The sequence below is a fragment of the Campylobacter gracilis genome (assembly GCF_018374135.1).
Taxonomy (GTDB): domain Bacteria; phylum Campylobacterota; class Campylobacteria; order Campylobacterales; family Campylobacteraceae; genus Campylobacter_B; species Campylobacter_B gracilis_A.
The window spans coordinates 72,780-87,661 of record NZ_JAHAFS010000005.1 but is presented as its reverse complement, the minus strand read 5'-3'; the positions used below and the strand labels follow the sequence as shown (position 1 = coordinate 87,661).

The following is a 14,882-nucleotide window of genomic DNA, read 5'->3' as shown; positions in this document are numbered from 1 at the left end:
AAATTTTGCTGTAAATTCAGCGGAGCAGAATTCTAAAATAGAAAATTCCGAGCAAAATTCCGCACCTCAAAGCTTTACACAGCAAGACATCGCGCTTCAAAGCTTCGCCAGTGAAAATTCCGCTGAAAATTACGCGCAGGGAAATTTTACGAGCGAAAATTTCATGTCGCAAAATACGGCGCCCAAAAATTCCGCATCGCTAAATTTAACCTACGACGATACCGCGCCTAAAAGCTCCGCAGCACAGAGCTTCTCAACGGAAAATTCTACGCTCCAAAGCCCTGCGCCTCAGAATTTCGCGGCGGAAAACTCTACGCCTCAAAGCTCCGCATCCCAAAGCTCAAATAGCGAAAATCTCGCTTCAAATTCCGTGCAAGATCCCGCGTCAAACGCGCTAAATTTTAAAATTTACGGCGAGCAGCCGATCTTTAACGCGGATAAAAGCAAAATTTTAAACCACAAATTGCTCTCGCTTAGGGCGATGGAGATTTTCAAAGAAAAAACCGGCAGCGAATTCCTGCCCGTCTGCTTCCACCGCGTCGTTAGCATTAGCGCCGTGGTGGCGGACGGATTCGGCAGATTTTTGCGCGTCTCTACGCTTGATGGCGAGAACGAGCGCGATAAAATCGCAAAATTCCTAGCCTTCATCGAGGATTTTAATCCGAGGCTAGTGAGCTTTAACGGGCGCGGGTTCGATCTGCCGATGATTATGGCGCGCGCGATGTGCTACGATCTAAGCGCCGCGGCGTATTTTGAGACGAACAATCGCGATAACAACAAGAGCAAATGGGAGAACTACCGCAGCCGCTACGACGGGCGGTTTCATCTGGATTTGCTCGATCACATCAGCGATTTTGGTGCCGTGCGTGGGCTCAAGCTCGATCATATCTGCGCCAGCGTGGGCCTTCCTGGCAAATACGACGTGCACGGCGATCAGGTCTTGCAGCTGTATTACGGCGGCGAGCAGGCTAAGATCGACGAGTACTGCAGATCCGACGTGCTCAACACCTACTGGCTGTTTTTGAAATACGAGCTTTTGCGCGGCAAGATCACCAAGGACGATTATTTGAATTATATCGCGGTGATGGGAGAATTTTTGCAAAAAGAGTGTGCGGGCATGAGCTACACGCCCGTTTTTTGCGACTTTATAGAAAGGGAGCTAGCGGCATATGCGAAGTGAAATTTTTAAAATTTTAAAAGGCGCGGTTTTTGGCGCGCTGTTTTTGCTCTGCGGCGCGGTCGCGGACGAGGCTAAATTTAAACCAATGCTGCTTAAAGAGTACGTCCCGGGCATGAATATCACGGGCTGGGTCATCAGTGAGAAGCTAGACGGCGTGCGCGCGATCTGGGACGGCAAAAATCTGCGCTCCAGACGAGGTAAGATCATAAACGCTCCCGAGGGCTGGAGCGCGGGCTTTCCGCCGTTTTTCGTAGACGGCGAGCTATACACGGCGCGCGGGGAGTTTGAGCAGCTCGTCTCGATCGTCTCTTCTAGCGTGCCGGATGAGCGCTGGAGCAGGGTGAAATTTTACGCGTTTGACCTGCCGAAGGAGCAGAAAAACCTAAGCGCGAAGATGGAAATTTTAAGAAATTTTATCGCCTCAAGCGGCGCGCAAAATTTACTCATCGTGCAGCAAACCCCGGTAAGCACGCACGCCGACGTGCAGGCGTATTTCGATCGCGTCATCGCAGCAGGCGGCGAGGGGGTCGTGCTGCGCGATCCAAACGCGCTTTATGAAAGCGGCCGCAGCGATAAAATTTTAAAATACAAAAAGATGCACGATAGCGATTGTAAGGTCGTAAAGATCAACCCCGGCTACGGCAAAAACGAGGGCAAGATGGGCTCTTTAAGCTGCGTAGATCTACGTAGCGGAGCGAAATTTAAAGTAGGCACGGGCTTTAGCGACGAAATGCGGGCAAATCCGCCTAGGGTGGGCACGATCATCACCTATCAATACCAAAACCTAACCCGCGAGAAAAAGCCGCGCTTTCCCGTATTTTTGCGCGTGCGACCGGCGATTTAATCTAAGGGGCTATAATCGCGTATTTTGATAAATTTGATCCGAAGGAGAATAGATGAAAATTTTAATTACAGGCGGCGCGGGATACATCGGTAGCCACGTCGCAAAGGCGCTTTTAGAAGCGAACCGCCACGACGTCGTCATACTGGATAATCTTTGCAAGGGTTCGATGCGAGCGATCGAGGCGCTTCGCAACGCGGGCGAGTTTGAGTTCGTACAGGAAAGCCTAGAAAACACCCCCGCAATCGAGAAGCTTTTTAAACGCGAGAAGTTTGACGCGATCATTCATTTTGCGGCGTTTATCGAGGTTTTTGAAAGCACGCAAAATCCGCTAAAATACTATCTAAACAACACCGCCAACGCGATGAATTTGATCGCTCTTGCGAACAAATACGGCGTGAAAGACTTCATATTTAGCTCCACTGCGGCGACCTACGGCGAGCCGGACATCCCGCAAGTAAGCGAGGAAACTCCGCAAAATCCGATCAATCCGTACGGCAGAAGCAAGCTGATGGTCGAGTGGGTACTAAAAGACGCGGCAGCGGCAAATCCGAATTTTAAATACGGAATTTTGCGCTATTTCAACGTTGCAGGAGCCGCAAGCGACGGCACGATCGGGCAAAACTACCCGAACGCGACGCATCTAATTAAGGTAGCTACTCAAACGATCGTCGGTAAGCGCGATAAGATGAGCATTTTCGGCGATGATTACGACACCAAGGACGGCACCTGCATACGCGATTATATCCACGTAGAGGATCTCGCAAGCGCGCATCTGGCGGTGCTTGATTATCTGCAAAGTAATGACAGCGCGGTTTTTAACGTAGGCTACGGTACGGGCTTTAGCGTAAAAGAGGTCGTTAATGAAGCTAAAAAAGTAAGCGGCGTGGATTTTAAAGTGGAGATCGCTCCGCGCAGAGCCGGCGATCCTGCCTGCCTCATCTCAAACGCGGATAAAATTCGCACCAAAACCTCTTGGCATCCCGAGCACGAGAGCTTGGATGAGATCATCCTAAGCGCGCTTAATTGGGAAAAGAAGCTCTAGGTTCTAGCGTGAAAGTGCGATTTGAAATTTTAAAATTTTACTCCGCCGCGTTTAATAGCGGCGAGCAAAAGGAAGCCTTGTTTGCTTAAAATTCTAAACGCCCCCGAAGCCGCTCAGCGTAAGCTCGGCGTCGTGCTATCGTATGTAAATATCTTTGTTTCTACGATACTTACTTTGGTTTATACGCCGTTTTTTCTGCGGGCGCTGGGGCAGAGCGAGTTTGGGCTATATTCTTTAGCGAGCAGTGTTATCGGCTATTTAGCGATTTTGGATTTAGGTTTTGGTAACGCTGTGACGGTCTATACCGCTAAATACGCCTCAAGCGGCGAAGTGGAGCGCACGCATAAGCTGCACGGCACGATCTTTAGCGTGTATCTGGTGATGAGCGCGGTGATCGTGCTTGCAGGAGCTGCGCTGCTAGCCAATCTGCATGCAATTTTTGGCGCTAAGCTAAGCACTAACGAGATGAGCGAAATTCGCATTATGCTAATGCTACTAACTGCGAATTTAGCGATTAGCTTTCCTTTTAGCATCTATTCATCGATCCTTACGGCGCATGAGAATTTCGTATTTATCAAGCTAATTGGGATCTTTCGCACGATTGCCCTGCCGCTAGCTGCGGTGCCTGTGCTACTTTTGGGACATAAGGCTATCGCGATCGTAATCATCGCTACGGTGGTAAATTTAATCTGCGTCGCGGCAGATTTCATCTATTGCAGGAGCAAAGTCTCGCCCGTGATAAGCGTGCGAAATTTCGACACCCCCACGCTTAAGCAAATTTTTGGCTACTCGTTTTTTATATTTTTAGGCATCGTAGTCGATCAAGTAAACTGGAACGTCGATAATTTTATCTTAGGCGCGGTCGCAGGCGCTACGGCGGTCTCCACGTATGCCGTAGCAAGCACGATAAATGCCACTTTCGTCACGCTTTCGCTTACCATTAGCGGCGTAATGCTTCCTAAAATCGCCAAAATGGTCTCTGCCAACTCCACCGATTCCGAGCTTAGCGCGGAATTTATCAAAATAGGCAGGTTGCAATTTTACGTGATATTTTTTATCGCGTCGCTTTTGGTGATTTTTGGACGTGAGTTTATTGTGCTCTGGGCTGGCGCAAATTATGAAATTTCATACACGATCGCGCTTATTTTGGTGCTTCCAGTAAGCGTGCCGTTGATTCAAAATTTAGGCCTAGCCGTGCTTCAGGCAAAAAACAAAGTCAAATTTCGCTCAATCGCCGCATTTTGCGTCACGCTCGTAAACATCGCTATTTCCATCCCGCTAGCTAAGGCTTACGGTGGCGTGGGTGCTGCGTGCGGTACGGCTTTTGCGATCACCTTGCTAAATATCTGCGTGATGAATATCTACTATGCTCGTGTAATCGGACTTGACATCGCTAAATTTTGGCGAAATATCGGCGCGATGGTAGTAAAATTCGCTCCCGCAATCGCAGCAAGCCTAGTGATAAATTATGCACTAGGCTTGCATGGAGTAAGCTTTTTGCTAATTTGCGGCGGGCTTTATTCGGCTATGTTTGTGCTAAGTGCGTATTTTTGGGCGATGAATGATTATGAACGCGCGATTTTTGGCGGCATTGCGGCTAAGATAAGGAGGCGGGCTTGAGCTTCAATGTAATTAGCGAAGTGGTTACGAAAGACCGCTGTATCGGCTGCGGCGTCTGCGCGAGCAGCTGCCCTTTTAGCGTGCTAAAAATGCGGCTTGGAGGCAATGGATTTTACGCGCCCGAGGAGGGCGAAGGGTGCCGCGACAAATGCGATATCTGTCTAAAAGTCTGCCCGTTTTACAAAAAAGACACGCTTGAAAACGAGCTAAATTCTAAATCATACTCAGAGCTGGAAAGCTTTAGCCCAGATTTTGGCAGGTTTTTAGCCACTTACAAATTCTACAAAAAAGATGAAGCGCAGCGCCTAAGCAGTGCAAGCGGCGGCGCGGGAGATTATATTTTTCGCGAGCTTTTTGCGCGCGGGCTCATTGATTACGCGATTTGCGCCGTGCCTGCGGACGAAGGGGATTTCATAGCCCAAAATTCCAAGCGGGATTTTTCCGCCCACGAAAATTTAGTGGTGGCTCAGAATTTACAAAATTCCGCAACTAAAAATTCCGAGCAGAATTCAGCAATACCGAATTTAACGCAGAATTTGGCGGACGATGATTCTATAAATTTTACGAGTGCGCAAAATTCTTTTTGCGGAAATTTGACGCAGAATTCCGTGCAGAATTTTACAAATGAAAATTCCGCGCAGAATTCTAAAGCTTCTTGTGAAAATTCCGTATCAACGCAGAATTTTGCCTGTGAGAATTCCAAAAACGCGCGAAATTATGCGGGCGAAAATTCCGTGCCGATATTTAAATTTAGCGTGATAAAAAATGCCGATGAGCTTACTCGCGCTCGCTCGTCCGCTTACTATCCGCTCACGCTTGAAGCAGTGCTAAAGGAGATGTCGCGCCGTGAGGGTAGATACGCGATCAGCGCGCTGCCGTGCTTTGCTAAGGCCTTAAGGCTTGCTGCGAGCAAAAATTCGCGCCTTAAATCTCGTATAAGCTTTATTATCGGGCTGGTTTGCGGACAGGGCAAGGGTGCTGGTTTTACGCATAAGCTGGCAGATCTTGCGTTTAAAGAGCGTAAGCAGCTCGCGGCGGTTAATTACAGATATAAAATCGCGGGCAAAAGCGCGATGAGCTTTGGCTTTGAATTCCGCGCTACAGACGGCAGCGAGGCGATAGACGATCGCAGTAGTAGCGCCTTTGCGTACTGGAGTTCGCGCGCTTTTACGCCGCTTGCGTGCAACGCCTGCACCGACGTTTTTGCCAAATGCGCCGACGTCGTACTGATGGATGCGTGGCTGCAAAGCGAAATGAGCGAGTGGCGCGGCACATCGCTCGTAATTACGCGCGCAGCTCAGATCGACGCGCTATTTTCGCAGCCTACGAAGCAGGCGCGCGAGGAGATTTTTTGCGAGCGGATATCCGCAGCAGAGGTGCAGCGCTCGCAGCAAAGCCAGGTGGAGTGCAAAAACGAAATTTTCTACGGCGCGAAAAACCCGCTTAAGCGTTACATATTGTGCCAGAAGCTTCAGATCCAGCGATATAGCGCTACGCATTTTGATTGCGATGATTTCATCGCTGCTAGGCTTAAAAAAATTGCCGCTGCGAATAAAGTGCTAGCGCTTTTGGCGCTACCAAAGATCGTGGCATATAAAATTTATAGGAAGTTTGCATGAAGATCGGGATTTTTACCCTACCGCTAGTGAATAATTACGGCGGAATTTTACAAACTTACGCGCTAAGCCGCGTGCTAGTGGGGCTTGGGCATGAGCCGTGGCTCATAAACTTGCGCCTGCAAAGAAGTAAACTATCACTTGCGTATCTTAAATTTTTAGTGGCATGCGCGCTTAAAAAGGAGCTTTGCGGCGCGAAATTTAATCCCTCTTACGAGCGCGATACTAGCGAGTTTGTGGCGGAAAATATCCCTTTAACCGCGCCTGTTTGCACGCCTGCGGATTTAAAAGCGCTGTGCGAGAAAGAGCGCTTTGAAGCGGTGATTTTAGGAAGCGATCAGGTTTTTCGCCCTAGCTATTTTGCGGATTTTGCAGATTGTTTTAGCCTTGGATTTTTGCCGCCTAACTGCACGCGGATCGCCTATGCTGCAAGCTTTGGCGGAGATAGGCTCTGTGGGCTTAAAAACCCCGCGGATTTAAAAATCCACGCTGCAAATTTGGCTAAATTTAAAGCTATTTCGGTGCGCGAGCGCGACGGCGTAAAGCTTGCGCGCGAATGCTTTGGCGTATATGCGCACTGGGTGCTAGATCCTACGCTTTTGGCTAACAAAGAGATTTACGATAAATTTTTAAGCCTTGCGCCGCAGCGCAAGGGCTTTGCCTATATCCTAGATCCATCGCCTCGCTCCGAAGCGGCGATAGAGCTATTAAAGAAGCAAAGCGGACTAGAGATAGATGAGGTAAATGATCGCGGCAACCGCATCGGCATAAAAGAGTGGCTAAGTGCTATTGCGGGCGCGGAGTTTGTGCTAACCGATTCATTTCACGGCTGCGTATTTTCCATAATCTTTAATAAGCCGTTTTTTGTGCTCGTTAACGCTAGTCGCGGCGCGTCGCGCTTTAGCTCGCTTTTGGGCTTATTCGGACTTGAAGATAGGGCTTTGCAAGATCCAAAAGACGCGCGGTTGGACGCGACTATCGATTGGGATGGCGTAAATGAGGCGTTGCGCCGCAAAAGAGAGGACTCGATGAAATTTTTAAAGACAAGTTTAGGCTCATAAAATGAAAATAGCTATGGTGATTTCTGCTTTAGGCAAGGGCGGTGCTGAGCGCGTACTAAGTGTGCTGGCAAATTTTTTCTGCCGCGAGAATGAAGTCTGTGTGATAAAATTTGACGCAGACGAGCCGTTTTACGCGCTAGATCCTAAGATCGAGCTTATTAGCTTGGATTTGGGAGTGGGCGATTTGGGAGTATTTGGCAATATAAAAAAGCGCTACGATAAAATTTTGGCCTTGCATAGGCTGCTAAAAAGTCGTAAATTTGATATCGTGATCTCGTTTTTAGATAATACCAATGTCCTTACGCTTATCGCAAATCTTGGAGTTGGGCAGAAAATCATCGTCTCCGAACACACTAATCATCGTTTTTTAAAAAGTCCGATTTGGCGCGCGCTAAAGCGGATCTTTTATCCGCGAGCTGCAGGTCTTAGCGTGCTTAGTAAATTTGATCTGGATCATTACACATATGTGCAAAATCGCGTGATTATGCCTAATCCGATGTTTGAGATCAGCCATGCTAAAGATGCTCGCCCGCCTAAAGAAAATATCATCTTAGCAGCCGGCCGGCTCAATGTCTATAAGGGCTTTGATATCCTTCTTAAGGCACTTGCGCTTATAGATTTCAATCTTTTAAAAGAGTGGAAGGTGGTGATCGCAGGCGACGGAGAGGAGCGAAAGAGCCTTGAGAGCCTAGCTGCGAAGCTGCGCTTAAATGTGCAGTTCATCGGCTTTGTGCGCGATATTGAAAGCTTATATGAACGCGCTAAAATCGTAGTTGTAACCTCCAAGATGGAGGGCTTTTGCAATATTTTGATGGAGAGTATATTTTTCGGTACCGCCAGAATTTCTACGGATTGTATCGCAGGTCCTAGCGAGCTTATAAGCGACGGCGTAGATGGGTTTTTGTGCCCTGTAGGCGATAGCGCGAGCATCGCAAAAAAGCTTGAAATTCTAATGAGCGACGAAAAGCTACGCGAGCGACTCGTGCAAAACGCCTCCAAGCGCGAAGAGAGCTTTAAAATTGAAACGATCGGGCGACGCTGGCTGGATTTCATAGCCGCTACGATACACAGGGAGGAATAATGAGCGAAAATCCCCTAATCTCGGTCATCATCCCCGTTTATAATGTCAAAGAATTCCTGTGCGCTTGCGTGGAGCGTATCACGGCTCAGACCTATACGAATTTAGAAATTTTGCTCGTAGATGATGGCTCAAATGATGGCAGCGAGGCGATTTGCGACGAATACGCCGCGCGCGATCCCCGCGTACGCGTGCTGCATAAATCAAACGGCGGGCAGGCTAGCGCGCGAAACGCTGCTTTGGATGTCGCTCGCGGGGAGTTTATCAGTTTCGTAGACAGCGACGATTTGATAAGTCTTGATTTGATTGAGACGCTTTTTCGTCTGACGCAGAAATTTTGCACCAAAATCGCTATGTGCGGCTACACAGCATTTAGCGACGAGAGCGAAATAAATAATTTCAAGGCGGCTTTGAATTCTAAAGAAAATCAAAATTCTAAAGAGATTAGTAATCCAGGAGGAGCTGCAAATTCAAATGCCAACGCAGGCGAATACAAAATATCGCCGCAAGAGCTTTTTAGACGCAGCTGCACGCAGGATCCGTATTTTAGCACCGCGGTTTGGCGCGCGCTGTTTGCTCGTGAAATTTTCGCTGCTTTGCGCTTTCCTGCGGGGCAGATCTATGAGGATGTGGCGATATTTTTTGATATTTTTAACGCTTCTATTGCGGCGTGCACGGATGAAATTTTATATTTTTACCGCGTAAGGGCAGGCTCGACCGTAAACTCATTCGCGCGCAGGCATCTTGCGGTCATCGCTGCGGTGCGCCGCTATACTGAGGCGATCGCTGCGAATTATCCAAGCTTGGCGCGTGAGGCTAATTTTACTCGCTGCGAATCCGCGCTGAATACGGCGTTTTTAATTATCAAATCGAGCTTTGACGCTGCAGGCTCGGATGGAGATGCAACTTCTCCTCTCGAGGCTAATACGTGCGGTTTGACAAACGAGGCGGATTTGCATGGCGCTGATAGTTTATCTTGCGCATGCGGTAAAAATTCTGCAGTTAAAAATTCCGCCAAGCAAAATTATATGCGAAATTCCGAGCAAAATTCTGCGTCGCAAAGAAAGACCGCAGATCCCCGCTCTCCTTTAAGCGCTGCAGAAGCTGCGGATCAGATCCGCTTACTGCACGCTTTAGTGCGCGAGCGGCTGGATTTTGGATTTTTCGCAGCGCATGCAAGCCGCACGCAGACGCTGATGATGATTTTGTTTTACGCTAGCCCCGCGCTTTTGCGGCTATTTTATAAAATTTATCGGAAGCTAAAATGAAAATTTTATTCGTCATCGCGGCTCTTAGAAACGGCGGCGCAGAGCGCGTGCTGCAGGTCTTGGCGAACCATTTTGCGCGCGCAAACGACGTTACGATCGCGATTTTGGAAAACGACGAGGGCAGGTATAAATTTAGCGAAAAGATAAAATTTTTGCATCTGGATGTTTATAAAAATGGCGGCAGGTTCGATAAATACAGAATTTTGCGCGAGTGTTTCAAGCGCGAGCGCCCAAGCGTCATCATCAGCTTTATGGACTGGACGAACGTAGCGTGCGTGATCGCAAATTTCGGACTTAAAATTCCACTCATCGCGACCGAGCACAACGCGCACGATTATCTGCAAAGCGGGCTTTTTAGCCGCGTGCGCGATCTGTGCTATAAAAAAGCGGACGCGCTTACGGTGCTTACGCGCTCGGACTTTGAGTACTATTCGCGATTTGTCAAAAACTGCTTCGTCGTGCACAACCCCTTTTTCGGCGAGATCTGCGATACCAAAGGCGCCAAGCGAAACGTGATCTTAAGCGTCGGCAGACTCGAGCCCGTAAAGGGTTATGAAATTTACTTTGACGCGCTAAGCAGGATTGATAAAAGCCTGCTTGCGAAGTGGGAAATTTTAATCGCGGGCGATGGCTCGCTGCGCGAAAGCTTGCGCGAGCTTGTGGCGCGACTCGGGCTTGAAGTGCGATTTTTAGGGCACAAGCAGGACGTGAGCGAGCTGTATAAGGAAGCCAAAATTTTTGTGCTAAGCTCGCTTAATGAAGGGCTTTCGAACGTGCTGATCGAGTCTGCATTTTACGGCTGTGCACGGCTTAGCAGCGACACGGCGGGCGCAAAAGAGCTCATAAAGGACGGCTTTAGCGGCATTTTGTTTAAATGCGGCGATGCGAATGAACTTGCGAGCAAGCTTGAAAATTTAATGCGTGATGAGGCGCTGCGAGATGCTCTCGTGCAAAATGCAAATGAAAGTTTAGACGAGTTTTCGCAAGAGCGCATCGTTGAGCTCTGGCAGGGCTTGATCGATCGGTTTGCGCGTAAATAGCAGCCGCTTATCGATGCCCTAGCGGCGCGCAGAGATAAATTTAAACTTCGGTGTGCTAAGATAGCGTCTTGCGCCCGAGCAAAACGGCGCGTTTAAATTTACAAGCCGCGTTGCGCGATGAAATTTAGCCGCTTGGGCGCGGCGAAAAACGCGCTAAATTTAAAACGGAGTGCGCGGCGTGTGTTCGCTAAAAAGGCGTAAGCAAATCTTTAAATTTAGGGCGCGGCAGCGGTATTTAAAAGGTAAAGGGATGAAGAAATTAAGCGTATTTATATATTCGATGGGCGGCGGCGGCGCCGAGCGCGTCGTAAGCAACCTTTTAGGTGAGCTTACGGCACGCTACGAAGTGCATCTGGTGCTGATGAACGAGAGGATTTTTTATGAAATTCCAAGCGGCGTGCAGATCCATTTCATCGAAAAATCAGCCCCTTTTGAAAACGGACTGCTGAAGCTCGCAAAGCTGCCGTTTTTGGCGCTTAGGTACAAAAAGCTATGCGAGCGCCTAGGTATCGACATCCACTTCGTTTGGATGAACCGCCCGTGTTACGTGGCGGCGCTGGCGCGAGTTTACGGGCTGCGCGGAGCGATGATTTTTAATGAATGCTCGACGCCGTCGGTGCTGTATAAAGAGCCGAGCTTTAAATCCAAAATTTCAAAGCTTCTGCTGCGTAAGCTCTATCCGAAGGCCGATTTTATCTTCCCCAACTCGCTTGGAAATCTGCGCGATCTGGCGGATAATTTCGGAATTGACGAGCGCAAGATGAGCGTGCTATACAACGCGATCGATCTTGATGAGATCAGTCGCAAAGCAAGCGAGCAGGTCGCGCAGGAGCGGCCGTTTTTCCTAAGCGTCGGCAGGCTCGATACGGGCAAAAACCACGCACTTTTGATCCGCGCATATGCAAATTTAAAAAATAACGACAAAGACCTGCTGATCTTAGGCGACGGCGTGCTGCGAGCCGAGCTTGAGGCTCTGATAGAGGAGCTAGGCTTAGGCGGCCGCGTGAAGCTTTTGGGCTTTGACGCAAACCCGTATAAATATATGGCCAGATGCTATGCGTTTGTTTTTGTAAGCCTTTTTGAGGGCTTTTCAAACGCGCTTATCGAGGCTCTTGCATGCGGTAAACTCGTGATTTCAAGCGATCATCAAAGCGGTGCGCGCGAGCTTTTGGGGCAGAGCGAATGGGGCGTGCTAGTAGGCGTAAACGATCTAGAAAGCACCCAAGCGGCGATGCAAAAAGCGCTGGATGATGAAAATTATGTAAAATTTTATGAGAAAAAGGCTAAAATTAGAGCCTCGTTTTTCGATAAAAAACGGATAGCAAGCGAGCTGATTGCAAAAATAGAACAAATCGACGAAGGAAAATAGGCGTGGGTGAAGAAAAAAAGGCTTTTAGCGTCAGAGAGATCGACGAAGGATCGGAAGGTCAAAAAGGCGCGCAATCAATGGGTGCCGACAAAGCTGCCTTAAGCGAAAATTTCGCTAGTGAGGGAAATTTTGACGCAGAGTATTCCGCAGGCGGCGGAGAGAATTTTAATGGCGAAAAGGCCGAGATTGAGGGTAGCGAGGACGCCGTACTTAAAAACGATAAAAATTCCGCGCACGCCGGCGCTAAAAATTTAAGCGACGATCAAGCGCGCGCTGTTTCTGCAAAAATGCGAGTACAAAAAAAATCCAAAAAGGCTAAAAAATCAAGCGGACGAAATTCTACCTCGGTAAATTCTGAAAATTCCGCAGGCACAAATTCTACAAACTCAAATTTAAAAGACACTGCAAATTCTACTAGCAAAAATTCTACAAATAAAAATTCCGCTGGCACTGCGAACTCTACAAATAAAAATTCCGCAAAAGCCGCTAATTTGGCTAAATTTAAAAATGCGAATTCCGCAAGTGCTTTAAATTCTACAAACGGCATAAATTCTGATAATTCTAAAAGCCCCACAGCAGAAAATTCCCAAAATTCTAAAAATCAGGCAGCTGACGCGCTTCCTGCTAGGCGCAGAATTTTTGGCTTTATAAAAAATTATGAGTTCTCCAAGCATATTTTGCTGATGATTTTGTTCGCATTTGCCTTTAGCGTGGCGTTTCGTATGTGGTGGGTACACTGGGCGAGCGGCTTTGTGAACTACTTTTTTTGGGACGGCGAGCTGATGATAAACACTAACGACGGCTACGCCTTTGCAGAGGGCGCGCGCGATCGCCTCGCTGGCTTTCATCAGCCCAACGATCTTAGCTATTTTAGCGCGCCGCTTTCGATCGTGACTGCATTTTTGGCTGAAATTTTGCCCTTTAAAATCGAGACGATCTTCGTTTATCTGCCGGCTTTGTTTAGCTCGCTCATTGTAGTGCCGATCTTGCTTATCTCAAGTGAGTTTCGCTGCATGCGCGCGGGCTTCATCGGCGCGCTTGTCGCGAGCGTGGCGAATAGCTACTACAACCGCACTATGGCTGGGTATTACGACACCGATATGCTAAATATCGTGCTTGCGATGTGCATTTTGTGGGCACTCATCCGCATTTGCACGCGCAGCTCGCGCAGCACGCTGTTTTGGCTGGGCGCGTTTGTGATATTTTATATGTGGTGGTATCCGTCCAGCTTTTCGCTAAATTCCATGATGCTCGCCGTATTTTTCGCTTACACGCTGATTTTTAAGCGAAAAAGTGCGGTAAATTACGAAGCGATGATTATCTTTTTGATCGCGCTTTGTTCCACGCCTTTGGTAGCTAAAATTTTAATATCGCTTGCGCTATTTTGGCTCTTTGCGTTTAGAGGAAAGCTATTAAATTTTAAAATTTTGGCGATTATCGGCGCGTTTGCCGTAGTCTTTTTCGTCGCAAACGGAGGTCTTAGCCCGATCATATTTCAGGCGAAATTTTATATCTTCCGCTCCTTTGCGGACAACGCCGATACGGCATTTCATTTTTTCAACGTCAATCAAACGATCCAAGAATCGGGCATCGTGCCGCCTAAGATCTTTATGGAGCGCATCAGCTCACACGTCGCGGTATTCGTGATCGCGGCGATCGGATATTTAGTGCTTTGCTTTAGGCATAAGGAATTTTTACTCTCGATCCCACTTCTGCTTTTGGGCTTTGCGGCGAACAAAGCGGGTCTTAGATTTACGATCTACGCCGTGGGTGTGATGGGACTGAGCTTCGGATATATTTTGTATTTTTGCGTAAAGCGCTTGGATCTGCCAAAGATCGCAGGGCGTGCGATACTGCTTATTTTGACGGCGCTTGCGATCTATCCCGCGTGGCAGCATATCGTCTCGTACAAGGTCGATACGGTCTTTTATCAAAGTGAGGTACGGGTGCTAGATGAGCTCAAAGATAAGGCGCAGCGCGAGGATTACGCGCTTTCGTGGTGGGATTACGGTTACGGCATACGCTATTACAGCGATGTAAAAACCCTCATCGACGGCGGCAAACACCTAGGCAACGATAATTTCCCCGTTAGCTTCGCACTTTTTAGAGATCAGATGAGCTCCGCAAATATGGCGCGCCTAGATGTCGAATACACCGAGCGCGGATATAGTGAAAAAATTCCAAACAAGCTAAAGCAAATTTTAAAAGACTATAACGCGACTGATGTAAATGATTTTATCTTAAGCTTGGGGCTGGCCGATTTTAAGCCGCCAAGGCCTACGCGCGACATCTACTACATCTTGCCCGATCGCATGATGAATATCTTTCCCGTCGTCACGCAGTTTTCAAACATCGACATCACCGACGGCAAGCAGCTAAGTGAGCTGTTTTTCATAACGAGCGATAGATTTATTCAGGATCAAAGCGGCGTGCATATGGACAACGGCTTTTCGATCTCGCCGAGCCTTTTAAATTTAGAGTATAGCGGCAGAAAATTCGCGATCAATACCTTTTACGAAACGAGCTACGACGCGAACGGCAAGCTAGCGGTCAAGGAGCTTAATATGGACAGCAGCGCGCAATTTTACGTGATTTTCATGCGCGATTACGGGCGATTTTTGCTGCTAGATAAGACGATGCTAAACTCAAGCTACATTCAGCTTTTTGTATTTGAGCGCTACAAAAGCGATCTGCTTGAGCCGGTTATCTTAAATCCTGCGGTGAAGGTGTATAAATTAAAGCGTTAAATTTTGCCGCCGTGCGT

The 14,882-nt window shown here is 48.2% G+C and carries 10 protein-coding genes and 1 pseudogene; all 11 read left to right on the top strand.

The window, feature by feature from the left end; all coding sequences use genetic code 11:
* Positions 1 to 466: 466 nt before the first annotated feature.
* Positions 467 to 1,180: pseudogene (locus KH703_RS10045) on the top strand (3'-5' exonuclease); the annotation flags it as partial.
* Positions 1,170 to 2,024 carry a DNA ligase gene (locus tag KH703_RS03650; RefSeq protein WP_304294228.1) on the top strand — a complete coding sequence of 285 codons (855 nt, stop codon included), beginning with the start codon at positions 1,170 to 1,172 and terminating at the stop codon, positions 2,022 to 2,024. The pseudogene KH703_RS10045 and the gene KH703_RS03650, both read left to right, overlap by 11 nt.
* A 52-nt stretch (positions 2,025 to 2,076) precedes the next feature.
* Complete coding sequence (gene galE / locus KH703_RS03645; protein WP_304294225.1) at positions 2,077 to 3,066, top strand: UDP-glucose 4-epimerase GalE; 990 nt, start codon at positions 2,077 to 2,079, stop codon at positions 3,064 to 3,066.
* 81 nt (positions 3,067 to 3,147) lie between these two features.
* On the top strand, positions 3,148 to 4,686 hold the full coding sequence (locus KH703_RS03640) for an oligosaccharide flippase family protein (protein WP_304294224.1): 1,539 nt from the start codon (positions 3,148 to 3,150) through the stop codon (positions 4,684 to 4,686).
* Positions 4,683 to 6,305, top strand: a complete 1,623-nt coding sequence (locus KH703_RS03635; protein ID WP_304294222.1) for a Coenzyme F420 hydrogenase/dehydrogenase, beta subunit C-terminal domain — start codon at positions 4,683 to 4,685, stop codon at positions 6,303 to 6,305. Before KH703_RS03640 ends, KH703_RS03635 begins: the two co-directional genes overlap by 4 nt.
* The gene (locus KH703_RS03630; RefSeq protein ID WP_304294220.1) at positions 6,302 to 7,363 is read left to right on the top strand and encodes a polysaccharide pyruvyl transferase family protein; all 1,062 of its coding nucleotides are present in this window, start codon (positions 6,302 to 6,304) and stop codon (positions 7,361 to 7,363) included. The genes KH703_RS03635 and KH703_RS03630 overlap by 4 nt, the downstream gene beginning before the upstream one ends.
* A 1-nt stretch (position 7,364) precedes the next feature.
* Positions 7,365 to 8,444, top strand: coding sequence for a glycosyltransferase family 4 protein (locus KH703_RS03625; RefSeq protein ID WP_304294218.1), 1,080 nt, complete (start codon positions 7,365 to 7,367; stop codon positions 8,442 to 8,444).
* Positions 8,444 to 9,709: a glycosyltransferase gene (locus tag KH703_RS03620; protein WP_304294215.1), complete on the top strand. Its 1,266-nt coding sequence runs from the start codon at positions 8,444 to 8,446 to the stop codon at positions 9,707 to 9,709. Before KH703_RS03625 ends, KH703_RS03620 begins: the two co-directional genes overlap by 1 nt.
* A complete protein-coding gene (locus KH703_RS03615; protein ID WP_304294213.1) occupies positions 9,706 to 10,749 on the top strand; it encodes a glycosyltransferase in 1,044 nt (347 codons plus the stop codon). Before KH703_RS03620 ends, KH703_RS03615 begins: the two co-directional genes overlap by 4 nt.
* Before the next feature lie 250 nt (positions 10,750 to 10,999).
* Positions 11,000 to 12,118, top strand: coding sequence for a glycosyltransferase (locus tag KH703_RS03610; RefSeq protein WP_304294211.1), 1,119 nt, complete (start codon positions 11,000 to 11,002; stop codon positions 12,116 to 12,118).
* A gap of 2 nt (positions 12,119 to 12,120) precedes the next feature.
* A complete protein-coding gene (locus KH703_RS03605; protein WP_304294210.1) occupies positions 12,121 to 14,865 on the top strand; it encodes an STT3 domain-containing protein in 2,745 nt (914 codons plus the stop codon).
* The last annotated feature ends 17 nt before the right edge of the window (positions 14,866 to 14,882 follow it).